Origin of the sequence: Streptomyces sp. DG1A-41 (assembly GCF_037055355.1) — a bacterium.
In the GTDB taxonomy this organism is placed as follows: Bacteria; Actinomycetota; Actinomycetes; order Streptomycetales; family Streptomycetaceae; genus Streptomyces.
The window spans coordinates 1500226-1524195 of the sequence record NZ_CP146350.1; the positions used below are offsets into that span (position 1 = coordinate 1500226).

Annotated in this window: 20 protein-coding genes, 1 tRNA gene and 1 pseudogene; 9 read left to right on the plus strand and 13 right to left on the minus strand. The window is 71.6% G+C overall.

What is annotated here, in order from left to right; all coding sequences use genetic code 11:
* Positions 1-14 precede the first annotated feature (14 nt).
* The 3 genes from pdxT to V8690_RS07070 all read right to left on the minus strand — a co-directional run bounded on the left by pdxT (position 15) and on the right by V8690_RS07070 (position 2299).
* On the minus strand, positions 15-623 hold the full coding sequence (gene pdxT / locus V8690_RS07060) for a pyridoxal 5'-phosphate synthase glutaminase subunit PdxT (protein ID WP_338776560.1): 609 nt from the start codon (positions 621-623) through the stop codon (positions 15-17).
* Between the two features lie 5 nt (positions 624-628).
* The gene (pdxS, locus tag V8690_RS07065) at positions 629-1540 is read right to left on the minus strand and encodes a pyridoxal 5'-phosphate synthase lyase subunit PdxS (protein WP_338776562.1); all 912 of its coding nucleotides are present in this window, start codon (positions 1538-1540) and stop codon (positions 629-631) included.
* A 294-nt stretch (positions 1541-1834) separates the two neighbouring features.
* A complete protein-coding gene (locus V8690_RS07070; RefSeq protein ID WP_338776564.1) occupies positions 1835-2299 on the minus strand; it encodes a hypothetical protein in 465 nt (154 codons plus the stop codon).
* A 198-nt stretch (positions 2300-2497) separates the two neighbouring features.
* On the opposite strand from V8690_RS07070, the pseudogene V8690_RS07075 reads away from it, so the two are divergent.
* Together V8690_RS07075 and V8690_RS07080 are read left to right on the plus strand one after the other, a co-directional pair.
* Positions 2498-2950, plus strand: a pseudogene (locus tag V8690_RS07075) (IS701 family transposase); the annotation flags it as partial.
* Between the two features lie 79 nt (positions 2951-3029).
* Positions 3030-3707 (plus strand): hypothetical protein, encoded by a 678-nt coding sequence (locus V8690_RS07080; protein ID WP_338776567.1) that lies wholly within the window; start codon positions 3030-3032, stop codon positions 3705-3707.
* Positions 3708-3772: 65 nt separating this feature from the next.
* On the opposite strand, the gene V8690_RS07085 is transcribed toward V8690_RS07080, so the two are convergent.
* The 4 genes from V8690_RS07085 to V8690_RS07100 form a co-directional block, all read right to left on the minus strand.
* Positions 3773-4315, minus strand: coding sequence for a hypothetical protein (locus tag V8690_RS07085; RefSeq protein ID WP_338776568.1), 543 nt, complete (start codon positions 4313-4315; stop codon positions 3773-3775).
* Between the two features lie 243 nt (positions 4316-4558).
* Positions 4559-5722, minus strand: a complete 1164-nt coding sequence (locus V8690_RS07090) for a glycosyltransferase family 4 protein (RefSeq protein WP_338776569.1) — start codon at positions 5720-5722, stop codon at positions 4559-4561.
* Complete coding sequence (locus V8690_RS07095) at positions 5719-6627, minus strand: phosphatidylinositol mannoside acyltransferase (protein WP_338776572.1); 909 nt, start codon at positions 6625-6627, stop codon at positions 5719-5721. Before V8690_RS07095 ends, V8690_RS07090 begins: the two co-directional genes overlap by 4 nt.
* The gene (locus V8690_RS07100; protein WP_338785271.1) at positions 6624-7382 is read right to left on the minus strand and encodes a CDP-alcohol phosphatidyltransferase family protein; all 759 of its coding nucleotides are present in this window, start codon (positions 7380-7382) and stop codon (positions 6624-6626) included. Before V8690_RS07100 ends, V8690_RS07095 begins: the two co-directional genes overlap by 4 nt.
* A gap of 215 nt (positions 7383-7597) precedes the next feature.
* Between V8690_RS07100 and V8690_RS07105 the strand changes: the two genes are divergently transcribed.
* A complete protein-coding gene (locus V8690_RS07105; protein ID WP_338776574.1) occupies positions 7598-9796 on the plus strand; it encodes an elongation factor G-like protein EF-G2 in 2199 nt (732 codons plus the stop codon).
* Between the two features lie 172 nt (positions 9797-9968).
* Positions 9969-11636: a hypothetical protein gene (locus tag V8690_RS07110; RefSeq protein WP_338776576.1), complete on the plus strand. Its 1668-nt coding sequence runs from the start codon at positions 9969-9971 to the stop codon at positions 11634-11636.
* A gap of 123 nt (positions 11637-11759) precedes the next feature.
* On the opposite strand, the gene V8690_RS07115 is transcribed toward V8690_RS07110, so the two are convergent.
* From V8690_RS07115 to V8690_RS07130, 4 genes are all read right to left on the minus strand, one after another.
* Complete coding sequence (locus tag V8690_RS07115) at positions 11760-12320, minus strand: HIT domain-containing protein (RefSeq protein ID WP_338776577.1); 561 nt, start codon at positions 12318-12320, stop codon at positions 11760-11762.
* 89 nt (positions 12321-12409) lie between these two features.
* A complete protein-coding gene (gene thrS / locus V8690_RS07120) occupies positions 12410-14386 on the minus strand; it encodes a threonine--tRNA ligase (protein WP_338776579.1) in 1977 nt (658 codons plus the stop codon).
* A gap of 93 nt (positions 14387-14479) precedes the next feature.
* Positions 14480-15718, minus strand: coding sequence for a hypothetical protein (locus V8690_RS07125; RefSeq protein WP_338776581.1), 1239 nt, complete (start codon positions 15716-15718; stop codon positions 14480-14482).
* A complete protein-coding gene (locus V8690_RS07130; RefSeq protein WP_338776583.1) occupies positions 15715-16281 on the minus strand; it encodes a DUF4365 domain-containing protein in 567 nt (188 codons plus the stop codon). The genes V8690_RS07125 and V8690_RS07130 overlap by 4 nt, the downstream gene beginning before the upstream one ends.
* 168 nt (positions 16282-16449) lie before the next feature.
* Here V8690_RS07130 and V8690_RS07135 point away from each other — a divergent pair, with 168 nt between their 5' ends.
* Complete coding sequence (locus V8690_RS07135) at positions 16450-17178, plus strand: 3'-5' exonuclease (RefSeq protein ID WP_338776585.1); 729 nt, start codon at positions 16450-16452, stop codon at positions 17176-17178.
* Between the two features lie 70 nt (positions 17179-17248).
* Here the strand turns inward: V8690_RS07135 and V8690_RS07140 are convergent.
* Positions 17249-17320: transfer RNA gene (locus V8690_RS07140), tRNA-Val, on the minus strand.
* 39 nt (positions 17321-17359) lie between these two features.
* Positions 17360-17806, minus strand: a complete 447-nt coding sequence (locus V8690_RS07145; RefSeq protein ID WP_338776587.1) for an SRPBCC family protein — start codon at positions 17804-17806, stop codon at positions 17360-17362.
* A gap of 61 nt (positions 17807-17867) precedes the next feature.
* Between V8690_RS07145 and V8690_RS07150 the strand changes: the two genes are divergently transcribed.
* From V8690_RS07150 to V8690_RS07165, 4 genes are all read left to right on the plus strand, one after another.
* Positions 17868-20282: a hypothetical protein gene (locus V8690_RS07150; RefSeq protein WP_338776590.1), complete on the plus strand. Its 2415-nt coding sequence runs from the start codon at positions 17868-17870 to the stop codon at positions 20280-20282.
* 154 nt (positions 20283-20436) lie between these two features.
* On the plus strand, positions 20437-22098 hold the full coding sequence (locus V8690_RS07155) for a helix-turn-helix domain-containing protein (RefSeq protein ID WP_338776593.1): 1662 nt from the start codon (positions 20437-20439) through the stop codon (positions 22096-22098).
* Between the two features lie 248 nt (positions 22099-22346).
* On the plus strand, positions 22347-23705 hold the full coding sequence (locus V8690_RS07160; RefSeq protein ID WP_338776594.1) for a diaminopimelate decarboxylase: 1359 nt from the start codon (positions 22347-22349) through the stop codon (positions 23703-23705).
* Positions 23706-23716: 11 nt separating this feature from the next.
* A complete protein-coding gene (locus V8690_RS07165; RefSeq protein WP_338776595.1) occupies positions 23717-23923 on the plus strand; it encodes a hypothetical protein in 207 nt (68 codons plus the stop codon).
* Positions 23924-23970 lie beyond the last annotated feature (47 nt).

Below are 23970 nucleotides of genomic sequence, written 5' to 3' on the forward strand. Positions count from 1 at the left end.
CGAACGCAGGAATCCTACAAGGACTCGGCCGCCCGGTTCGCGCGCACCATCTCGACGAACAGGGCGTGCACACGGTGGTCTCCGGTCAGTTCCGGGTGGAACGACGTGGCCAGAGCGTTGCCCTGACGGACCGCGACGATGTGGCCGTCGTGCTCGGCGAGCACCTCCGCCCCGGCGCCGACGGACTCGACCCAGGGGGCACGGATGAAGACGCCCTCCACCGGGTCGCCCTCGACGCCCTTGACGTCGACGGACGCCTCGAAGGACTCGTTCTGCCGGCCGAAGGCGTTGCGGCGCACGATCATGTCGATGCCGCCGACGGTCTCCTGGCCCGAGCGCGGGTCGAGGATCTTGTCGGCGAGCATGATCATGCCGGCGCAGGTGCCGTAGACGGGCATGCCGTCGCGCACGCGCGCGCGGAGCGGGTCCATCAGGCCGAACAGGACGGCAAGCTTGGAGATGGTGGTGGACTCGCCGCCGGGGATGACGAGGCCGTCCACCTCGGCGAGTTCTCCGGGGCGCCGCACCGGCCTGGCCACGGCATCGGCCGCGGCCAGGGCGACGAGGTGCTCCCGTACGTCGCCCTGGAGAGCCAGGACGCCGATCACAGGTGCTTCACTCATGAGTGTTACCAGCCGCGGTTGGCGTAGCGCTCGGTCTCGGGGAGGGTGTCGCAGTTGATGCCGACCATGGCCTCGCCGAGGTTGCGGGACGCGTCGGCGATGATCTTCGGGTCGTCGTAGAAGGTGGTGGCCTTCACGATGGCGGCGGCGCGCTTGGCCGGGTCGCCGGACTTGAAGATGCCGGAGCCGACGAAGACGCCCTCGGCGCCGAGCTGACGCATCAGGGCCGCGTCGGCCGGGGTGGCGACGCCGCCGGCGGAGAACAGCACGACCGGGAGCTTGCCCAGCTCGGCGACCTCCTTGACCAGCTCGTACGGGGCGCGCAGCTCCTTGGCGGCGGCGTACAGCTCGTGGTTGTCGTAGCCGCGCAGCCGGGCGATCTCGTTCTTGATCTGGCGCAGGTGGCGGACGGCCTCGACGACGTTGCCGGTGCCGGCCTCGCCCTTGGAGCGGATCATCGCGGCGCCCTCGGCGATGCGGCGCAGGGCCTCGCCCAGGTTGGTGGCACCACAGACGAACGGCGTGGTGAAGGCCCACTTGTCGGAGTGGTTGACCTCGTCGGCCGGGGTGAGGACCTCGGACTCGTCGATGTAGTCGACGCCGAGGGACTGAAGCACCTGGGCCTCGACGAAGTGGCCGATGCGGGACTTGGCCATGACCGGGATCGAGACGGCCTCGATGATGCCCTCGATCATGTCCGGGTCGGACATGCGGGCCACGCCGCCGTCCTTGCGGATGTCGGCCGGGACCCGCTCCAGGGCCATGACGGCGACGGCGCCCGCGTCCTCGGCGATCTTCGCCTGCTCCGGCGTGACGACGTCCATGATGACGCCGCCCTTGAGCTGCTCGGCCATACCGCGCTTCACACGGGCGGTGCCGGTCTCGGGGGCCTGGGAGTTGGGGGACGTGGTGGACACGGGTGACCTCGCTACGGAAAGGGGAATTCTGCAGCACCGAGGAAACGCGAGAGGACCAGGCCACAGCAAGGGCCAATGGGAAGCCGGTGGATTCTTTTCGGTACCGGCGGCTGCGGATCATCCGCAGAGCCAGCGGGTCAGTGGGGACCTGGCGGCGGCCCGGTACGGTCGTTCATCAGGGCCGGTCGCCTCGGCGTGGCGACCTTCGGGCCGGTGCGCGGAAGGCCCCGCCGGACGGTGTGAGTCCAGCGGGCCTTCCTCCGGGCGATCGCCGCGGGGCGGAACGTCCGGGTGTCAGAGCGGACGCGCGGGAGGGAGCAGGGTCAGACCTGCCCCGATCTCCTCACTTTTCAGCTCCGGCGACGACCTCAGGAGCCTGTGCGTGAGCGGTTCGCGCACCAGCACCCGGTCCCGGATGACCGGCAATCTCTCCCCCTCGTAGAGCACGACCGAGTCCCAGTCATCAGGGTCACCTTCCCCCCCCCGCCGATCGACGATCACGGCGCGGGTTGGCGTCGGAAGTCCCGTCGCCGCCGCGACGACGGCCGTCTCGACCGTGTCGGCCTGGTCCCGCGTGAGGCCGTCCAGCCAGAGCGTCTGGATCTCACAACCGAGCGGATCATACGAGTAGGAGTGGACAACGTCGATATCCGCGGAGAACCACCATTCCATCGTGATGGACGAGATACGCAGGCCCAAGAGGTGGCCCAGCTCCTCCGGACGCATGAGGAGCTGGTCCCCCTCGACGTCGAGCACCACGGCTGGACCTCTCACCGGGTGCACGAGCCTGATGCCGTGTGCCTCGAAGAGCTGCACCTGTTCGGCGAAGACCGCGTGGCCGCCGACTCCCGGTACCACCTTATGAATCCGTCAGCCATGGCTAATACTCCAGCCGTAGATCGTGATCTTGCACGTCCGGGCCGGTCCGGGAACAAGTGTCGACATCGCCGCCGAGGGCCTGGCCACCGCCATCTGCTCGTCCGCCGCAACCGCAGCACCGGCGAACTCGCCTTTCACCGTTGCTACTCGGCGACCCACGTGCCCCTATCCACCTTGGTCAAGGTGGCCGGGCGCAGATGGACGGCCGAAGAGATCTTCCAGTCCGGCAAGGGCCTGGCCGCACTGGACGAACACCAGGTCAGACGCTGGACGTCCTGGCATCGATGGGTCACCCTCGCGATGCTCGCCCATGCCTTTCTCACTGCGGCCACCGCCGATGAACGGGCTCGCACACCGGCTCCGGACGGCCTGATCCCGCTGATCTGTAACGAAATCCAGCACCTGTTCACGACACTCGTCACCCAGCCCAGCCACGCAGCCGCACACCGACTCCACTGGTCCAGATGGCGACGACGCCTCCAGGCCCGATCCCGGGCCAGCCCCTACCGGCGCCGAACGGTTCTCACGTGAAGATCACGATGTGCGGCACGGTCGGCCGGGGACGCCGTGGAGTTGGCTGTCATGGCTGCCGATCCTAGGCTCGGCAGCCATGACAGTTCTGATCACTGTGTGGGGAGCGTCTCCCGGAGCGGGCAAGTCGACGCTGTGTGCCGGGCTGTCCCAGCGGCTGGCCGATACGGGACTGCGGGTGGACCACTTCCGCGAGGAGGAGATCTTGACCCGACCGCAGTTCGCTGCGGTGGCCGAGGAGTTCAAGGCGACAGGCATGGTCGAGCTGGGGACACTGATCGCGGCAACTGCAAATCTTGTCGATGCGGTCGTGGCTAGCGGCGATGACGTGGTGATCGCGGACGCGCTGATGCCGTTCGTGCCGACGCTGCTGGCCATGGGGCACGGTGAGGAGGCGATCGACACCTTCATGACTGACCTCACAGAGGTCCTCGCACAGGTCCGGCCGGTCATGGTCTTTCTCGATGGGGATGCCGAGTCCGGATTGTCCCGAGCCGCGACGAGGGAAGGCGAACAATGGCTCGACTGGTATGTCGGGAAACTCGCAAGCTACGAGGTCTATCCTCCAGTGGCCGACCTGGCTTCGGCGGTGAAGTACCTACGGCGTGAGCGTGCAGTGACACTTGGCGCAGTTCGCCGGAAGGACTGGGGTCTCGTTGTGATCGAACAAGCTGACGAGTTGGCCCCGAGTGAGGTACTGCGGGTCACACAGCGGGGCCTGAGGCCATGGCTCGGAACGAACGTCACACGCGGATAGGGCGGGCCGGGCAATGCGCCTCGGGCAACCGATGCCACGACCTTGACGATCTACGGCTGGAGTTACTAGGCGGCCCGGTCCGCCAGGGCCGCCGGAGGCTCGTCGTCCATTTCGAAGGCCATGGGGAACGGGGCGTGGCCCGCCAGGCGGAACCAGCGGACCTTGCGGTGCCGGCGCAGGGCTCGGGCGGCGCGTACGGCGTCGTTGTGGAAGCGGCGGGCCATCGGGACGCGCCGCACCGCCTGCGCGAGTTCCTCGGCTGCCTCCTCGCCGCCGGGCGCCTCCCGCACCGCCTCCACCTGCTGGACCTCCCCGAAGACGGCCCGCAAGGCCTGGCTCAGCTCGCTCTCGGCGACCTCCCGCTGCTCCTCCTCCGCCTGACGGGCGGCGTGAGCGGCCTCGTAGAGGACGATCGAGGCGGCCGGATCCAGGACCCCCGACGTCGCCAGTTCCTGCGCGACCGAGGCCCGGCGCAGCAGCTGCGCGTCCAGGGCGGCGCGGGCGGCGTCGATCCGGGCGTGCAGACGGTCGAGACGGCCGGCGGTCCAGCTCAGATAGAGCCCGACCGCGACCAGGGCCACGGCGATCCAGATGAGAGTGGTGGTCACGGGCGGCAAGGCTAGCGGCCCGGCCGGACCGTCGGTTCACCCCGCCCTGCCCGGCCCTCCTGGATCAGGGAGGGCCTGCCCTGCCCGCGGTCATCAGTCCGGTCGTCCGGCACAGGAAGCACCGTGGCGTGGGGTCCATGCCGCCGGACAGATCCGTCTGCGTGATCGATCAGCGCCGCACCGGCGCACGCACCGGCCGCACCGCCCTTCGGCATGGCCTGAAATGAACCTGCCGCCACGGCGTCAGTCCCGGGCGAACCCCAGCCTGGCCCGCAACCCCGTCGTCCGCTCGTCCTCCGCCACCGCCGCCGCGCCCGCCGTCACCGTCTCGTAGACGGACAGGATGTCCGCGCCGACGGTCGACCAGTCGAAACGCCGCACGTGGACGCTGCCCCGCTCGCGCAGTTCCGCGCGCCGGGCCGGGTCGTCCAGCAGGCGTACGGCCGCGTCGGCCAGGGCGTCGGCGTCCTCGTTGGGGAACAGTTCGCCGGCCTCTCCCCGGTCCAGGACCTGGGCGAAGGCGTCCAGGTCGGAGGCGAGGACGGGGGCTCCGGCGGACATGGCCTCGACCAGGATGATCCCGAAGCTCTCGCCGCCGGTGTTGGGCGCGACGTACAGGTCGACGCTGCGCAGGAAGCGGGCCTTGTCCTCGTCGCTGACCATGCCGAGGAACTCGACGCGGGGGCGCAGCTCGGCGGGCAGTGTCTCCACCGCCTCCTCCTCGTCACCGCGCCCGGCGACCAGCAGCCGGGTCTGCGGGCGGGCGGCGAGGATCTTCGGCAGGGCCTTCATCAGCACCGGCAGGCCCTTGCGGGGCTCGTCGATGCGCCCTATGAAGCCGATGGTGTCACCCTGCCACTCGGCCTTGGGCTCGGCCTTGGCGAAGAAGTCGACGTCGACGCCGTTGGGGATCACCACCGCGTCCCCGCCGAGGTGCTCCACCAGCGTGCGGCGGGCGTACTCGCTCACCGCGATCCGCGCGCTGATCTTCTCCAGGGCGGCCTGGAGGATGGAGTACGCGGCGATCATGGCGCGGGAGCGCGGGTTGGACGTGTGGAACGTGGCGACGATCGGCCCCTGGGCCGCCCAGCAGGTCAGCAGGCCCAACGAGGGCGAGGTCGGCTCGTGGATGTGGATCACGTCGAACGCGCCGTCGTGCAGCCAGCGGCGCACCCGGGCGGCGCTCAGGAAGCCGAAGTTGAGCCGGGCCACTGAGCCGTTGTACGGCACCGGCACCGCACGCCCGGCGGAGACGACGTACGGCGGCAGGGGCGTGTCGTCGTCCGCCGGGGCGAGCACGGACACCTCGTGACCGAGGCGGAGGAAGTACTCGGCCAGGTCCCGGATGTGGAACTGGACCCCGCCCGGTACGTCCCAGGAGTACGGGCAGACGATGCCGATCCTCACGAGGTCCCCGTCGCAGGGTCGAGGTCCGCGAGCCACAAGCGCTGAAGCATGTGCCAGTCCTCCGGATGCTCGGCGATCCCCGTGGCGAAGGCGTCGGCCAGCGCCTGTGTCATGACAGACGTCTTCTCGGCGCGCGTGCCTGACTCGGGCACCTCGACGGGCGGGTGCACGCGGCCCCGCATCACGGGCGAGTCGTCGTACCAGAGGGTGACGGGGAGCAGCAGGGCGCCCGTCTGCTGGGCGAGCAGGGCCGGTCCGGCCGGCATCCGGGCCGTGTCTTTGAAGAAGTCGACCTCGACGCCGGAGGCCGACAGGTCACGGTCGGCGACCAGGCAGACCAGGCCGCCGTCGCGCAGCCGCCGGGCCAGGGTGCCGAAGGCGGTGCCGCCGCTGTGCGGCAGGACCTCCATGCCGAGGCCCTCGCGGTAGGCGACGAACCGGTCGTACAGCGTCTCGGGCTTCAGGCGCTCGGCGACCGTCGTGAACGGGATGCCCAGTTTGGTGGTGGCCCAGGCGCCGGCGAGGTCCCAGTTGGCCAGGTGGGGCAGGGCGAGGACGACGCCCTTGCCCGCGGCCATGCCCTCGGTCAGGTAGTGCAGGTCCTTGACGTCGACGCCCGCCCTGATGCGCTCGGGGCTCCAGGCGGGCAGCCGGAACGACTCCATCCAGTAGCGCAGGTACGACCGCATGCCCGCGCGCGAGAGCTCGGCGAGGCGCTCGGGGCTCGCACCGGGCACCACGCGCGCGTAATTGCTCTCCAGCCGCTGTACGCCCTTGCCACGCTGCTTCCAGGCGAGGTCGGCGATGGTGTGCCCGAGCCGTACGGCGACCGGCTCGGGGAGCTTCTTGACCGTGCTCCAGCCGAGGCCGTACAGCGCGTCCGTCAGCCGGTCCTGTGCGCTCACGTGGACGCCTCGCTCCCGTGAGAGGCGTTCTCCTGCTCGCCACCATTGTCGTCCTGCGCGGCGGCCGCGGCCTCTGCCTCCGCGGACTCCCGGCGGACCGTGACGACCCGCTGGATCAGCGTGACGAGGCTGCCCAAGGCGACGATCCACAGGGCGATGGGCAGCAGGTACTGGATGCCCGGGACACCGAACGCGTGCAGGCCCGCGAGACCGGCCGCGACCAGGGAGATCACCAGCCGCTCGGCCCGCTCGACCAGCCCGTTGACGGCGACCGGCAGGCCGATCGACTCGCCGCGTGCCTTGGTGTACGACACCACCTGGCCGCTGGCCAGGCAGAAGATCGAGACCGCGCACAGGACGAGGTCGTCGCCCCCGCCGGCGTACCAGAGGATGAAGCCGCCGAAGATCGCGCCGTCGGCGACCCGGTCGAGCGTGGAGTCCAGGAAGGCGCCCCAGCGGCTCGAACGGCCGAGCTGGCGGGCCATGTTGCCATCGACCAGGTCGGAGAACACGAACAGCGTGATCACGACCGTGCCCCAGAAGAACTCGCCCCTGGGATAGAAGACCAGCGCGCCCGCGACCACACCGGCCGTTCCGATGAGCGTGACGGTGTCGGGGCTGACGCCCCGCCGGATCAGAAACGCGGCGAACGGTGTGAGAACACGCGTGAAGAATGCACGCGCGTACTTGTTCAGCATGGCCTTCCCGAGGTTCGGTGTCGCCGTCTGGCCCCTGCTGGCCACCGGCTGGCCCATCGTAGCCACGCGCGCGTGCGGGCGACGGGCGGGACCCGAGGCCCGTGTCACGGCGCACCGGCGCGCGGGACGGGGCGCGATCACGTCCTTCGTATGGACGCACCATGACGGGAGTGGAAAGCTCGAATAACCGCGGGCGTCGCCGGAGCCGCACCGCACGCGGATCCCGCGTGTCCGCGCCCACAGTGACCTCACCGTGCACGGGAGGCAGGATCATGGGCGACAAGGCACAGACACACCCTGGGGCCGCCGGCAGGGCACAGGCGGCCGACCACCCCCAGTCCGTACGGAATGTGGTGCTGGTCGGCCACTCCGGATCGGGCAAGACCACGTTGGTGGAAGCCCTCGCGCTCACGGCGGGGGCAGTCAACCGGGCGGGCCGCGTGGAGGACGGCGGCACCGTCTCCGACTACGACGACATCGAGCACCGGCAGCAGCGCTCGGTGCAGCTCTCCCTGGTACCCGTCGAGTGGGACGGCATCAAGGTCAATCTCCTCGACACCCCCGGATACGCCGACTTCGTCGGTGAGCTCAGGGCCGGTCTGCGCGCGGCGGACGCGGCCCTCTTCGTCGTCTCGGCCTCGGACGGCGTGGACGGCTCGACCCGCATGGTGTGGGAGGAGTGCGCGGCCGTGGGCATGCCACGGGCCATCGTCGTCACGCACCTGGAGGCGGCGCGCGCCGACTTCGAGGAGATGACCCGGATCTGCGCGGAGGCCTTCGGCGCGGACGACCCCGACGCGGTCCTGCCGCTCTACCTGCCGCTGCACGGCCCGCAGGCGCCGGACGGGCACGCTCCCGTGACCGGCCTGATCGGGCTGCTGTCGCAGAAGCTGTTCGACTACTCGACCGGCGAGCGCAAGGAGTCGGAGCCGGGCGAGGACCAGCTGCCGCTGATCGAGGAGGCCCGCAACCGGCTGATCGAGGGGATCATCTCGGAGAGCGAGGACGAGACCCTCATGGACCGCTACCTCGGCGGGGAACCGGTCGAAGTCAAGACCCTGATCGAGGACCTGGAGCGGGCCGTCGCACGCGGTGTCTTCTTCCCCGTCCTGGCCGCCGCCCCCGCGGCCGAGGGCTCCCGGCAGGGGCTCGGCACGGTGGAGCTGCTGGAGCTGATCACCCGGGGCTTCCCGACACCGCTGGAGCACGAGACGGTGCGGGTGACGACGATCGACGGCAAGCCGCGCGAGCTCGAGCCGTGCGACCCGGACGCGCCGCTGGTCGCGGAGGTCGTGAAGACCTCCTCCGACCCGTACGTCGGCCGGCTGTCGCTGATCCGCGTGTTCTCCGGCACTCTGCGCGCCGACCAGACGGTCCACGTCTCGGGGCACGGCCTGGCCGACCGCGGGCACGAGGACCACGACGTCGACGAGCGGATAGGCGCCCTGTCCACGCCGTTCGGCAAACAGCAGCGCCCGGTGTCGCACGTCATCGCGGGCGACCTGGCGTGCGTGGCCAAGCTCAGCCGCGCCGAGACCGGGGACACCCTGTCCGCCAAGGACGACCCGCTGCTCATGGAGCCGTGGCAGATGCCCGACCCATTGCTGCCGCTGGCCATCCAGGCGCACAGCAAGCCGGACGAGGACAAGCTCTCGCAGGGCCTGGCCAGGCTGGTCGCCGAGGACCCGACCATGCGGCTCGAACAGAACCAGGACACCCACCAGGTGGTCCTGTGGTGCCTGGGCGAGGCACACGCGGACGTCGCCCTGGAGCGGCTGCGCAGCCGCTACGGCGTCCAGGTCGACGTCGTGCCGCACAAGGTGTCCCTGCGCGAGACGTTCGCGACCAAGGCGGCCGGGCGCGGTCGGCACGTCAAACAGTCCGGCGGGCACGGGCAGTTCGCCATCTGCGAGATCGAGGTGGAGCCGCTGCCGGGGGGCTCGGGCATCGAGTTCGTGGACAAGGTCGTCGGCGGCGCGGTGCCCCGGCAGTTCATCCCGTCGGTGGAGAAGGGCGTACGGGCCCAGGCCGCCAAGGGTGTCGCCGCCGGGTATCCGCTCATCGACGTACGCGTGACCCTGCTGGACGGCAAGGCGCACTCGGTGGACTCCTCCGACGCCGCGTTCCAGACGGCCGGCGCGCTCGCGCTGCGGGAGGCCGCGGCCGACGCGAGGATCCATCTGCTGGAGCCGGTGGCCGAGGTGTCGGTGCTGACCGGCGACGACTTCGTGGGCGCCGTGATGAGCGACCTGTCGGGGCGGCGCGGCCGGGTGCTCGGCACCGAGCAGACGCCCGGCGGGCGCACCCTGATCCGGGCCGAAGTGCCGGAGATCGAGATCGGCCGCTACGCGATCGACCTGCGGTCGATGACGCACGGCACGGCACGCTTCGGCCGCCGGTACGCGCGGCACGAGCCGATGCCGCAGCAGGTCGCGGACCGGATCCGTGAAGAGGAGCGCAAGGCCTCCTAGTTGGGGCCCAAGGGGGCCAAGTGACCCTCGTGAGGTTTCCTTGCGCGCAGGCGGGCGGTTCCAGGGACCGCCCGCCGACGGATGTCGGTGCCTGCGGATACGCTGATGACCTGATCAACAGGTGTGCGGAGCGCGGAAGTCGGGAAGGCCGCTTGATGCGGAAGCGGCGGCGATGGGGGCGGCAGTGACGGACGGATTTGACTTCAGCCCAGGGGCCCAGGTGCCTCTGGCGGGTTCGGCTGGTCAGACGGCGGCGACCTACGGGCTGGCCGCGGCGGCCTACCGGGACGACGAGGTCACCAAGATCCTCAGCGCCGACAACGAGTGGCATCAGTCGAAGGTGACCCCACCGCGCTCCTGGGCGAAGATCTTCCGCCCCAATTTCGGCGAGGCGTTCTCCCGCGCCGTCATCGATCGCATGCTCGGCGCCGGGCGCAAGCCGGTCATCCAGTCCTTCGGCATCGAGCCCCAGGTCGTCGTGGAGCACTGCCTGGCGGCCCACCGCATCCGCCGCGACCGCGACAACCGGCTCTCGGCGATCACGGTGATCTGCGGAGTGCTCTTCCTGCCGGGCTTCCTCATGTGGCTGCTGGTGTTCACCCTGCGCACCACCATGGCCAAGCGCGAGGACAAGCGCGCCGGCGCCCTCGCCACGACCCTGCTGGTGGCGGTGGCCGCGCTCGCCGTGCTGTTCCTGATCCGCACGCCGTTCACGGGCTTCTGGGCCTGGTACGGGCGGGCGGCGATCATCATGCCGGTCATCGGCTGGTTCTGGGCCAAGTACATCTGCGAGCGGACGGCCCTCGACCTGCGGGAGCGCTGGTCGAGCATGCTGGCGGGCGGCGGCGTGGGCGCCAAGATCCCCGAGGCTGTTCCGGGCAACCCCGGCGACGCGGCCGAGCAGATCCGCAAGGAGCTGGCGCGCCTGAGCGCCGAGCAGCGGTCCAACTCGGTCTTCTACGCCGGGCCCAAGGGCATACTCGGCATGGGCACGCGGTGGGGCAGCTGGCAGCTGGCCGAGGAACTGGTGTCCGCCGAGCCGGGCAAGGACTTCCACCCCTTCCGCAGCTGGGACGTCATCGTGGCGATCCAGGGCGGCCTGGGCATGCTGGAGCGCACGTCCATCAACACCGGCGGCTTCCCCAAGCCGTCCATCACGCACTGGATCGTCACACCGGTCGGCGAGAAGGCGACGGAGGTGTCCCGGCCGAGCGGTACGGACGTCGACGCGTACACGGTCCGGACGCACGCCATACAGGACATCTGCAACAAGCAGCAGTTCGGCAGCGGCGACCGGCACTACCTCGGCGTGCAGTGGACCCTCTGGGACGGCCATCTGGTGATCACGATGCTGATCACGGTGACAGTGCTGCACGACACCCTGCGCATCGAGGTCACCGGGCACGCGCTGGGGCCGGTCAACTCCCTGTTCAACGAGAAGCCCGCGGCCAAGGAGAAGTCGGTGCAGAAGGCTCTCCGGTTCTGGGAGACCCGCACCGTGAAGCTGCCCCTGATCGACGCCGACGAGGTGGTACGGCTGGCCGCGCGCGCCCCGCTGACCTGGTATCCGCCGCTGCTGAACTGGCTCGGCGGCACCCTGACGCTTCCTGAGCCGTTCGGTCTGCGGCACGCGTGGGCGGACCAGCCGTGGCGGCATCGGTTCATGGCGGACGATGCGCTTCGGGCTGCGACGCCCGTGCTTCGTGTGGTGCATGCGGCGGCGTTGAAGGTGCTGCGGGAGAACGGGGTGGACGTGGAGAAGTTCGGGTCGCGGTCGGCGGCGCTCAGTGGGGCGGTGCAGGAGGCTTCGCCGAAGAAGGCGGATGTGTACGACGCCTAGCTTTGAAGTGCCCTGGGTTGCGGCTGGGGCGGGGTGGGCGCGCAACTCGGCGCTGCGAGGTACCGCCTGCGCCCACCCTGCCGCCCCCAGCGGCACGACTGCCCGCGGGCCAGGCGCCGCAGGCTAAGCCGTCGGCCAGGCCTCCGCCAGCATCTTCCTCGTGTCCGCCAGCAGTTGCGGCAGCACCCGCGTGTGCCCCACCACCGGCATGAAGTTCGTGTCGCCACCCCACCTCGGCACGATGTGCTGGTGCAGGTGCGCCGCGATGCCCGCGCCGGCGACCGAGCCCTGGTTCATGCCGATGTTGAAGCCGTGTGCGCCGGAGGCCGCGCGCAGGGCCGTCATCGCCTGCTTGGTGAGTTCGCCGAGCTCGGCGGTCTCCCCCGCCGTGAGGTCGGTGTAGTCGGCGACGTGCCGGTAGGGCACGGTCATCAGGTGCCCGCCGTTGTACGGGTACAGGTTGAGCACGGCGTAGACCTGCTCACCGCGCTTGACGACCAGCCCGTCCTCGTCGGACTTGGCCGGGATCGAGCAGAAGGGGCAGCCGTCGCCGGCGCCCGGGCCGCTCGGCTTGTTCTCCCCCTGGATGTAGGCCATCCGATGGGGCGTCCACAGACGCTGGAACGCGTCCTGCGTCCCCACTCCCAGCTGCTGCTCCGGCTCACTCGTCATGCAGTGCAGCATATGGCGTCGAGCTGGGGCTACGGCAAAGGCCCCCGGGGTCTCCCGAGGGCCCGTACGCGGTTCGGTCAGGGCGCGGTGACGCCGTGCGGTCAGACCTGCGCCCGCTCCTCGACGACCTTCACGATCTTCGCGATGGCCTCGTCGAACGGGATGCCGTTCTCCTGGGAGCCGTCACGGTAACGGAAGGACACGGACCCGTGGGACATGTCCTCGTCGCCCGCGATGACCATGAAGGGCACCTTCTGCTTCTGGGCGTTGCGGATCTTCTTCTGCATCCGGTCCGAGGAGGAGTCCACCTCGACGCGCAGGCCCTTCTTCTTGGCCGCCGCCGCGAACTTCTCCAGGTACTCGACGTGCGCGTCGCCGATCGGGATGCCGACCGCCTGGACCGGGGCGAGCCACGCCGGGAAGGCACCCGCGTAGTGCTCCAGGAGCACCGCGAAGAAGCGCTCGATCGAGCCGAACAGCGCGCGGTGGATCATGACCGGGCGCTGCTTGGCGCCGTCCGGGCCGGTGTACTCCAGGTCGAAGCGCTCCGGCAGGTTGAAGTCGAGCTGGATGGTCGACATCTGCCAGGTGCGGCCGATGGCGTCCTTGGTCTGGACGGAGATCTTCGGCCCGTAGAAGGCGGCGCCGCCCGGGTCGGGGACGAGGGGCAGGCCCTGCTTCTCGGCGACCTGGCGGAGGGTTTCCGTGGCCTCCTCCCAGGCCTCGTCCGAGCCGACGAACTTCTCCGGGTCCTTGGTGGACAGCTCCAGGTAGAAGTCGGTCAGGCCGTAGTCGCGCAGCAGGCCGAGGACGAAGGTGAGCGTCTTGTCGAGCTCCTCCGACATCTGCTCGCGGGTGCAGTAGATGTGCGCGTCGTCCTGGGTGAAGCCGCGGGCGCGGGTCAGGCCGTGCACGACGCCGGACTTCTCGTACCGGTACACCGTCCCGAACTCGAACAGGCGCAGCGGCAGCTCACGGTAGGAGCGCCCGCGCGCGTCGAAGATCAGGTTGTGCATCGGGCAGTTCATGGGCTTGAGGTAGTAGTCCACGCCCTCGTCGAGCTGCATGGGCGGGTACATGCCGTCGGCGTACCAGTCCAGGTGGCCCGAGGTCTCGAAGAGCTTCCCCTTGGTGGCGTGCGGGGTGTAGACGAACTCGTAGCCCTCCTCCTCGTGGCGGCGGCGCGAGTAGTCCTCCATGACCCGGCGGATGACGCCGCCCTTGGGGTGGAAGACGGCGAGGCCGGAGCCGATCTGTTCCGGGATGGAGAACAGGTCGAGCTCGCTGCCGAGCTTGCGGTGGTCGCGCTTCTCGGCCTCGGCGAGGAACTCCAGGTACTGCTTCAGCTCGTCCTTGGTCGGCCAGGCGGTGCCGTAGATGCGCTGGAGCATGGGGTTCTTCTCGCTGCCGCGCCAGTAGGCGGCCGCGTTGCGCATCAGCTTGAACGCCGGGATCGCACGGGTCGACGGCAGGTGGGGACCGCGGCAGAGGTCCTTCCAGCACAGCTCGCCGGTCTTGGCGTCCAGGTTGTCGTAGATCGTCAGCTCACCGGCGCCGACCTCGACGTCCGCGCCGTCGTCGGAGGAGGCGGAGCCCTTGAGGCCGATCAGCTCCAGCTTGTACGGCTCACCGGCCAGTTCCTCGCGGGCGGCCTCGTCGGAGACCACGCGGCGGGCGAACTTCTGCCCCCGCTTCTGGATCTCCTGCATCTTCTTCTCGATGGCCTTGAGATCCTCGGGCGTGAACGGCTTCTCGACATCGAAGTCGTAGTAGAAGCCGTCCCTGACGGGCGGGCCGATGCCGAGCTTGGCCTCGGGGAAGAGCTCCTGCACGGCCTGCGCCATGACGTGCGCGGTGGAGTGGCGCAGGATGTTCAGGCCGTCCTCGGAGGAGATCTCGACGCCCTCGACCTCGTCGCCCTCGGACAGGGCGTACGACAGGTCCCTGAGTTCGCCGCCCACGCGCGCGGCGATGATCGAGCGCTCGCCGGCGAAGAGCTCGGCGGCCGTAGTGCCCGTCGTCACCACGCGTTCTTCCCGCTCGGAATCGCGCTGGATGATCACACGGACGTCTGACACCGGTCTCTCCTGACTGAAGGTGGGGTCGCGGCGCCATACCGGAGCGCGCGCACGAGTATGGATCGTACCGACCCCGGACCGCCGACCGCGAAATCAGTCCCCGCAGTCCCCTCCGCAGGCCTCCTCGAAGAAGGCCGCCATCCCGGCGTTCTCCTGGAGCGCCTTCATGAGGCGGTCCCGCTCGGCGTCGTCGACCTGCACCGGCACGACGCCGTGGGCGCCGGTGAGGCGCCGGAAGCCGCCCCGGCTCTCCAGCCGCCCCTGGACCCGCACCGGCAGTCCGACGAGGTGGGCGTGCCCGGCGATCCGGTAGGCCTCCTCGTCGAGGGTGATCCGGACGTTGGGTACGTCGGCCCCGGCGAGCACCCGCAGCCGTACGGTGCCCTCGCCGAGCGGCCCCGACCTGCGCATCCGGACCACCGCTCCCGTGATCCGTACCGGTACGGAGGGTTCCTCGCGGAGGTAGCGGGCGCCCGCCTCGCGCAGCACGGGCAGGTCGCCGGGTGAGAACTCGACGGGCTCGGCGGAGGGTGCGCAGCCCTCGGGCACGCCGGCGGCCGGGGCCCACTCGACGGCGATCCGGGAGCCCTCCGTGCCCCGGACCAGGGCGATGAGGGCCTCGGTGAGCTCGTGGCTCACCCCTGCCTCGACCGCGGCGTCGAAGGCGTCCATGCCGCCGGTGGCGCGCTGGTAGTCGATGGCCTCGCGGGCGGCGTGCAGGGCCTGGTGGAGGCAGACGGCCAGCGGGCGGCCCTCGGCGACGGGCACGAAGGCCGTGAGCCGGCCGTCCGTCGCGGAGCCGACGAGGACGTTGTCCAGGGACGCGGCGGCGGAGCGCCGGTGCCGGGCGCCGTGGTAGCCGGCCCGGGCGCGCGTGGCGAGTGCCGCCGCGAGCAGCATCCGGCGGGCGGCGGTGCGCAGCCGGTCCTCGACGGTCCAGGGCGCCGCACCGGCGGGCCCGGCGGGGACGTCGTGCCACCAGCGGACCTCGTCGCTGGGGACGGCGAGCGAGACGAGGACCTCGCGGGCGGAGGGCGAGCCGCTGCGGGACAGGGCGAGCAGGGCCTCGCCGAGCAGGTCGTCGCTGTCGGGGAAGGCGCGGCTCTCAGGCACGAGGAGGCTGATGCCGGTGCCGCCGGGGCCGGGCGGAGTCCAGCGGCCGTAGCGTCCCGGGGCGCCGCCGCGGCGCTGCCAGCCGTGCCGGCGGAGCAGGGCGCTGAGCACGGCCGGGTCGACGTCCACGGGCTCGGGCGGGCGGCCGTTCCATCCCGTCGGGTCGACGGGATGGGGTCGCGCCTGCCTCAGCGGCTCCTCGGTCGGGCGGTGCGTCACGGTTTCCCTCCCGTCCCGACCCGCGTCATGATCTCGCACAGCGCCCGGTCGTCGAAGATGCGTGAAGTCGGTATCCGCACGGTGGTGCGGCGGCGGCCGGTGATCGGCTGGCCGGCGAGGTTGGTCCAGTAGCAGCAGTGCCTGAGGTCGAGCCGGTCGTGGCCGGCGCGCAGCCAGTCGTCCTGGGCGCGCGGCACCAGCATCACGACCAGGATCTTGTGCACCGACACGGGTGTGCGGGCGAGCTTCGCCAGGTGGTCGTTGTCGAGCGTGAAGGCGAAGGTGCGGCCCGGTGGGTTGGGCGGCACCTGGTACGTGGCCTTGAGCTGCACCTTGATGGTGACCTCGTCGTCGACCGTGTGCCCGGGGGCGCTGTGGCTGACGTGCCAGTCGATGCCGCTGTCGGGGAACGGCTGGGAGAGCGAGCAGCCGGCGGCCGCCGCGACGGCGTGCAGATAGCCGACCTGGAGTGTCTCCATGCAGGCGGTGGTGGCGAGAGTGCCGCGAGAGGGGGCCGTGCGCTCGGGCAGCAGCCCGCCCCGTTCGGGCTGCGCTATGGCCATGGCCAACAGCCTTCCAGAACAAGTGAGTCCCCGCTGCGGGCCGCTGAACTGCGCGGACCCGTACTCCTGTTGTCTCCTTTCGGCGTACGGCGCAAACAGCCCGGGTATCACCGAATCGGGCAGCGGACGGTGCGTCAGCTGCCGAAGTTGAACGAGGGGTTGTGGGCCATGACGACGTGCTGGTACGAGGGGCCATTGGCCGCTTTCGACACGGAGACGACGGGCGTGGACGTCGAGACCGACCGCATCGTGTCGGCCGCCGTCGTCGTCCAGGACGCCCCGGGCGTCCGGCCGCGGGTCAGCCGCTGGCTGGTGAACCCGGGCGTGCCGGTGCCCGCCGAGGCGACGGCGGTGCACGGGCTGACGGAGGAACACCTCCAGCGCAACGGCCGCTGGCCGGCGCCGGTGATGTTCGAGATAGCGGAGGCGCTCGCCGAGCAGGCGCACGTCGGCCGCCCGGTCGTGGTGATGAACGCGCCGTTCGATCTGACCCTGCTCGACCGGGAGTTGCGCCGCCATCGCGCCTCGGCCCTGAGCCGCTGGTTCGAGTCGGCGCCGCTGTTCGTGCTCGACCCGAGGGTGCTGGACAAGCACCTGGACCGCTACCGCAAGGGCCGCCGCACGCTGACCGATCTGTGCGCGCACTACGGCGTCGCCCTGGAGGGCGCGCACGACGCGGCGGCCGACGCCGTGGCGGCGCTGGAGGTCACCCGGGCGGTGGGCCGCCGTTTCGCGTCGCGGCTGGAGCGCCTCGCCCCCGGGGAGCTGCACACGCTTCAGGCGGTGTGGCACGCGGCGCAGGCCCGGGGTCTCCAGGCGTGGTTCGCGCGCAGCGGCGTGGAGGAGGCGGTCGATCCGGCCTGGCCGCTGCGTCCGGACCTGCCGGCGGCGGCCTGAGCACCTGGGCAGGACGCCCGCACAGGGCATGAAAAAACCGGTCCGTCTGCGACGGACCGGCTGTTTCCGGTGGGCGATACTGGGTTCGAACCAGTGACCTCTTCGGTGTGAACGAAGCGCTCTCCCACTGAGCTAATCGCCCGGGAACGCACTGAACAATACAGGCCCCGGCACGTTTCCTTCAAACCGTTGCGAGGTGCCTGGCCAGTCCGCGCGCGCCCTCGCGCATCATCAGCCGGTGATTGGCCCGGAAGGCCGGCCGGCACGGCACGGCGAGCCGTCGCAGCAGCGGCTTGCGGACGTCGACGACCTGGTCGTACCGCGCGCGAGTCCCCGCCCCGTCCGGGGTGAGCGTCCAGCGCGCGCAGCCCTCCAGGTCACCGGACAGGGCGATCTCCAGCACGCCGGCCCCGAAATCACGTCGCACCTCCCGCGCGGTGAAGGTCATGTCGTACGGCAGGACGGAGCGGATCCGGACCACCCCCGTCGTGTCGTCGAGCCGCGTCACCTCCCGGACCTGGCGCCACCACCGGGGGTAGTCCTCGGCGCGCTCCAGCGCCTCGTACACGGGGGCGGGCGGCGCGGGCAGGGTCCACAGGCTGCGGAAACGGTAGTGGTTCCAGTCCATGACCGCAGTCTGCCCACTTTCGGTGCGGGCTGTCTGAGTACGCGCCTGAGTATCCGCACTCATGCCGTACGGCGTGACGCGGACCACACTGCCGGTCATGACGCACCTTCCGCCCCCGGCCGAGGAGTTGCGGCTCCTCGACGCCGAGCTCCGGCAACTGGAGTCGCGCCGCGCCCAGTTGCTGGCACGTCGCGCCTGGCTGGTCGCGACCCTGCACCAGACACAGCAACAGGCGGGGGCGCAACTGCCGCCCGCCGCACCGCCGCGCCCGGAGGCCGCCGCACCCAGCGTGCAGAACGTGCTGCTGGCGCTCGGCGGTGTGCTGCTCACGCTCGCGGCGGCGGTGTTCACGCTGGTCAGCTGGGGTGACATGGGGATCGCCGGGCGGGCGCTGGTGCTCGGCGCGGTCACGCTGGCAGCGCTGGCCGGGCCGGCGCTCCTGCTGAAGCGGGGGCTGCGCTCGACGGCCGAGTCCGTGGCGGGGCTGGGCCTCGCTCTGACCGTCCTGGACGCCTACGCCCTGCACGAGGCCGCTCTCCCCGGGACGGACGGGACGGGGTACGCGGCGGCCGCGGCGGCGGTGCTGGCGGGGATCTGGTCGGCGTACGGTCTGCTGCCGGCCACGGCCGCGCTGCGACTGCCCCTGCCCTGCGCCCTGGCGGCGGCCCAGTTCCCGCTGCTGCTGTGGGCCCTGTCCGCCGGGGCAGATCCCTACGTGATCAGCGCCGCGCTGCTGGTGACGGCCGGGCTCGACACGGTGGCGGCGCTGCGGGTGACGGCCGCTTCCGTACGGATCTGCGCGGCCGTCGGCGCGTACGGCACGGGCGGCTGGGGCGTTCTGGGTGCCGGCTGGCTGTCCGTGACGGCCGACGGCCCGGGCGCCGCCGCCCGCGCCGGGGCGCTGCTCCTGCTCGCGGCGGCGATCGCGCTGGGTGCGGCCTGGCGGGTCTCGGGTTCGGGCGTACGGCACGCCCTCGGTCTCGCGGCGGCCTCGGGGCTGCTCACCGTGGGTGCGCTCGGCGGAGTGGCTCGCTTCGGGGTGCCGGCGGAGTGGTCGGTTCCCGCTCATCTGGCCTTGGGTATCGCCCTGTTGGCGGTGCCGCGGGCCGGGCGACTGCTGCCGGACGCGGTGCGGCACGGTGTCGCCTGCGCCTCCGCCGCCGTACAGGCGCTGGCTCTGCTGTGGGCGCTGCCCGTCGTCGCCCTGGTGGTGATGGGGCCTGGCTGGTTGGGCCGTGTGTGGAGCGGTGCACCGTCGGACATCCGTGCGGCGGTCGCCGTCGAGGCGCCCTGGCCGTCGGACGCGGCGGCGGCTCCCGTGGTGCTGCTTGCGGTCGCGGGCGTACTCACCCTGGCGGTCCGCGCGGAGCAGTGGCGCCCGCGGGGCCGGCTCGGTGCGCTGGGTCTGCTGTGGGCCGCGGCGCTGCTGCTCCCGGCGATCCTCGCGGTTCCCCACCTCGCGGGGATGTCGGTCCTGGGAGTCATGACAGCGGCCGTGCTGTACCTGGGCCGGACCACGACGTCCGGCGCGCGGATCACAGCCCTCGTCCTGGCCCTGGTCACGGCCGTCGACCTCACGCTGGTCTCCCTCGCCTCCCAGACCGCGACGCTGGTCGTGCTGTCCGTGCTGACGGCCCTGTTCGCCTCGGCCTCGTGGCGGGCGGGCCTCGCCCCCTTCACGGCTCCGGCCGCCCTCGTGTACGCCGCCGTCCTGGCCTCGGCGACCGGTGCCGCCGCGGACTGGCCGCCGGCCCGGACCGCCCTGCTGGTCCTGGCCGTTCCCGTGGCCGCCGCCCTGCTCGCGCCGCGTCTCGCCGGGTCCCGGTCGACGGTGCCGGTCGAGGCCGTGGGAGCCGCCGCCGGCCTGCTGGCCGTGGGCCTCGCGGTCACCGATCCGCCGCTGCTCGCCCTGGTACTGGCGTTGTGCGGTGTCATCACCGCGGGCACGGCGCTGCGTCCGGACCGCCGTTCCGTCGGTCACGCGGCCACGGCTCTGTTCGTGCTGGCCGCCTGGGTACGCCTGGACGCGTGGGAGGTCGGCACACCCGAGGCGTACACGCTCCCGGTGACCGTCCCGGCGCTGCTCATCGGCGCCCTGCGCAGGCGCCGGGACCCGCAGACCTCGTCCTGGACGGCGTACGGCCCCGGACTCGCCGCCACGCTCGTGCCGAGTCTCGTCGCGGCCTGGGGCGACCCGCACTGGACGCGGCCGTTGCTGCTGGGCACGGCGACGCTGCTGGTCACCCTGCTGGGTGCCCGGCACCGCCTCCAGGCACCGCTGGTGCTGGGCGGCTCGGTGCTCGCCCTGGTCGCGCTGCACGAACTCGCCCCGTACGTCGTGCAGGTGACCGGCGCACTCCCCCGCTGGGCGCCTCCCGCCCTCGCCGGACTCCTGCTGCTCGCACTCGGGGCGACGTACGAGCAGCGGATCCGGGACGTCCGGCGGGTGCGGGCCGTTCTGGGGCGGATGAACTAGGGGGTGGGTGTCCGCGAAGTCCATGTGGTCGCGCCGTCGGTGCCTCCGGGTGCCGTATGGGCGTCTCGACTGCGGACAAGGCACGTGATGTCATACGTTTTCCGATCGGCGCCGGCGGCAGGCGACACGGCCGGGCAGGGACGGGGGAGGCATCATGACGGGCCTGGAGGAATCGGTGGGCCGGGGCACGGGCACCGAGGACCGGGGGACGCTGGAGCACCTGCTCTCCGTGGTGGGGGCGGGAGCCGTGGAGTTGCACACCGCCCCGGAGGGACTGCGGACGAGCGTCACCGGCGTCCATGTGCTGGACGCACTGGAACCGGTGATCAGGCCGCGGGAGTTACTGCTCGCGGTCGGCGTCGACCCGCGCTCGGCCCATGCGGTCGACGTGGTGCGCCGGGCGGGTGAAGCGGGTGCGGCGGGTGTGGTGTTCGGCCCGGGGCGGCCGGAGCCCACCACGCGGGCGTTGCAGGCAGCCGCGGAGGAGGTCGGCACGGCGGTGCTCTTCCGTACCGCCTGGTGCACCTGGGCCCAACTCGTGGGGGTGCTGCGGGCGGCGCTGGCCTCGGCGGGCGTTCCCCCGATGCCCGCGACCAGCGGCGTGCGCCTGGGCGATCTGGACTCCCTGGCCGATGCGGTGGCCGCCCTGGTGGGAGGCTCGGTGACCATCGAGGACACGGAGTCGCGGGTGCTGGCGTACTCCTCCACCGAGGAGAACGTGGACGAGATGCGCCGGCTGACCATCCTCGGCCGTCGCGTGCCGCCCTGGCGGGTGGCGGCGATGCGGGAGGCGGGGTTCTTCCAGGCGCTGTGGGGTGCGGGCGACGTGCTGCACCGGCCGGCCCACGGCCAGGACCCGGAGCGCCTGGTCGGTGCCGTACGGGCGGGCGGAGAGGCGCTGGGGTCGATCTGGGTGGCGGCGGTCGCCGGCCGCCCGCTGTCCCCGAACGCCTCGGAGACGCTGCGCGCGGCGGCCCGGGCCGCCGCGGCCCATCTGCTGCATCACCGCACCCACAGCTCGGACAGCCGCCTGGTGGAGGACGCGGCTCGGGCACTGCTGGAGGACCGCGGATCCGTCGAGGTGCTCGCAGAGCGGTCCTCGCTGCCGCCCCGGGAGCCGTGTGCCGTCCTGGCGGTGGGAACCGGGTCCGGCCGCCACGGGGACGACGACCCGTCCGGGCTGTACGGGCTGCTGGCCCTGCACTGCGCGGCTCTGGGCCACCGCGTCGTGGTGGTCCCGGCCGGCGGCAGGATCCTGGTGCTGCTGGGCGGGCTGGAGCACGAACCGGCGCGGGCCGGCGGTCAGGTGACACGGCTGGGGGAATCGCTGGCCGAACAGCTTTCGGTGACGATCGGCACGTCGGTGAAGGTGGGGCTCGGCGACGTGGTCCCCGGGCTGGCACGGGCACCCGAATCACGCCGGTCGGCCGAGCGGGCCCTCCAGGCGCTCATCGCGGCCGCCGGGCCACGCACCGTTGCGCGGAGCGAGGACGTCGCGGACACGGTGGGCATCCTTCAGGTCGTCGACGCCCTGCGCGAGGTGGCGCTGCCACCGCGGACCTCGGTGGCCCGGCTGAGGGCGTTCGACGCCGATCACAGCGGCAGTTGCCTGGTGGAGACCCTGCGCGCCTACCTCGACCACTTCGGTGACGTGGCCGCCGCTTCGCGCACGCTGGGGGTGCATTCCAACAGCCTGCGCTACCGGTTGCGCCGGATCACGCAGGTGTCGGGGCTGGACCTGGAGAGCCCCGACGCCCGGCTGCTCGCCCAGCTCCAGTTGCGTCTGGACGGAGACGCCGATGGCACACGCCCCTGAGCGGCCGGCACCGAGGTGCGGCCGCGCGTGCCGTCCGCCACTTGGCCGCGTCCACCATCTCAGGGTCTCTCCTTCGTCGTACCGGACAACGCCCTTGCGTGGCAGGCGGGTTGTTGCGTTCCACCGCCGTGGGCGAGGCCCGCGTCTTTGACGAATCGACGAAGACGCCGTCCCGGTGCGGACAGCAGCCTGGTACTCCACCCCGGGGCCGTCCCGGGTGCTGCGCGTACGACACCGGAGGGCTCACCATGACCGGACCGACCCCCGCCGCCGAGCGGCGCGAACGGATCCTCCAGGAAGCGGTGCGGCAGGGACCGCTGGACGCCGAGAGGGCCCAGCTGGCCGCCTTCGTCGACCTCGACGGCGTCGCCGCGACGGTCGGCTCCCTGCACCGCGCCTTCCCCTCTTCGCCGCGTGTGCTGCACGCGTTCGCCGCCAAGGCCAACTGCCTGGTGCCGGTGCTGGCGGAGCTGCGGCGGCTCGGCATGGGCTGCGAGGTGGCCACCGCGGGTGAGCTGGCCCGCGCGTTGGCCGCCGGATTCGCACCCGAGCGGATCGTCTTCGACTCGCCGGCCAAGACGGAGGCCGAACTGCGGCGCGCCCTCGACCTGGGTGTGACCGTCAACGCGGACAACTACCAGGAACTGGCCAGGATCGACCGGATCCTGGGCGACCGCGTCCCGCTGTCGAGGATCGGGGTGCGGGTCAACTCCCAGCTCGGTGGCGGCAGCATCGCCGCGATGAGCACGGCGACGAGCACCTCGAAGTTCGGCGTCCCTTTGGCCGACCCGGGAAGCCGGCGGCGGTTGCTGCGCGCCTACCACGACCACCCGTGGCTGACCTGGGTGCACACGCATGCCGGTTCGCAGGGCTGCCCGCTCGACCTCATGGCCGACGGCGTCGCGCAGGCCGTGGGGTTCGCCGAGGAGGTCAACGCCTCCCTCGGACGGCGTCAGGTCGTCGGCATCGACATCGGCGGCGGGCTGCCCGTCAACTTCGCCGACGACGAGACCACGCCCACCTTCGCCACGTACGTCCGGCAGTTGCGCGCCCAGGCGCCCGCGCTGTTCTCCGGCAGGTACGAGATCGTCACCGAGTTCGGGCGTTCCGTCCTCGCCAAGAACGGGTTCACCGCCGCGTACGTCGAGTACACGAAGAACATGGGCGGCCGGCCGATCGCGGTCACCCACGCCGGTGTGCAGGTGGCCACCCGGACCGTGTTCAATCCCGACGCCTGGCCCCTGCGGATCGAGGCGTATGACGGAAGCGGGAGGGCCAAACGGGGCGGACCGGTCCGCCAGGACATCGCGGGCCCCGCCTGCTTCGCCGGGGACCTGCTGGCGCGCGACCGCGCGTTGCCGCTCCTGGAACCCGGCGACCTCATCGCCGTCCCGGACACCGGCGCCTACTACTTCTCGACGCCGTTCCACTACAACAGCCTGCCCGAACCCGCCGTGCACGGGGTCCGGACGAGCGGTGACGGCCGTGTCCACTTCGAACTCCTGCGCCCCGCGCAGGACCCGTGGGACGTGCCGGTGCCCGTCCTGGGTGACCACGGCACGCCCCTGCGGCAACGGGCGCACGAGCCCGCTCACGGCGTCGGGTAAGGAGCACCGAGGTGGCACAGGCCGACCGTCGAGGGCCCGACCGGGACGGACCGCTCCTCAGTCAGCGCGCCGCGATCGTCTTCCTGCTGGCAGCACTGGTCGGCATAGGTGCCACTGTTCTGGCGGTGCTGGCCGGCAATGTGTGGCCGGTCGCGGTGAGCGTCGGAGCCGGGGTGGTGGCCCCGGCCGTCCTGTTCTTCAACCAGATCATCGACTAGACGAGCGGATCCCGATGCCTCGCCACGGGATCCGCCGGCCCAGTCCC

Excerpts from the sequence above, each read along its gene's own strand:
- pdxT (WP_338776560.1), bottom strand. The coding sequence starts at position 623 with ATGAGTGAAGCACCTGTGATCGGCGTCCTGGCTCTCCAGGGCGACGTA.
- V8690_RS07080 (WP_338776567.1), top strand. The coding sequence starts at position 3,030 with ATGACAGTTCTGATCACTGTGTGGGGAGCGTCTCCCGGAGCGGGCAAG.
- V8690_RS07100 (WP_338785271.1), bottom strand. The coding sequence starts at position 7,382 with ATGGGCCAGCCGGTGGCCAGCAGGGGCCAGACGGCGACACCGAACCTC.
- V8690_RS07105 (WP_338776574.1), top strand. The coding sequence starts at position 7,598 with ATGGGCGACAAGGCACAGACACACCCTGGGGCCGCCGGCAGGGCACAG.
- V8690_RS07110 (WP_338776576.1), top strand. The coding sequence starts at position 9,969 with ATGGGGGCGGCAGTGACGGACGGATTTGACTTCAGCCCAGGGGCCCAG.
- V8690_RS07115 (WP_338776577.1), bottom strand. The coding sequence starts at position 12,320 with ATGCTGCACTGCATGACGAGTGAGCCGGAGCAGCAGCTGGGAGTGGGG.
- V8690_RS07130 (WP_338776583.1), bottom strand. The coding sequence starts at position 16,281 with ATGGCCATAGCGCAGCCCGAACGGGGCGGGCTGCTGCCCGAGCGCACG.
- V8690_RS07135 (WP_338776585.1), top strand. The coding sequence starts at position 16,450 with ATGACGACGTGCTGGTACGAGGGGCCATTGGCCGCTTTCGACACGGAG.
- V8690_RS07145 (WP_338776587.1), bottom strand. The coding sequence starts at position 17,806 with ATGGACTGGAACCACTACCGTTTCCGCAGCCTGTGGACCCTGCCCGCG.
- V8690_RS07150 (WP_338776590.1), top strand. The coding sequence starts at position 17,868 with ATGCCGTACGGCGTGACGCGGACCACACTGCCGGTCATGACGCACCTT.
- V8690_RS07155 (WP_338776593.1), top strand. The coding sequence starts at position 20,437 with ATGACGGGCCTGGAGGAATCGGTGGGCCGGGGCACGGGCACCGAGGAC.
- V8690_RS07160 (WP_338776594.1), top strand. The coding sequence starts at position 22,347 with ATGACCGGACCGACCCCCGCCGCCGAGCGGCGCGAACGGATCCTCCAG.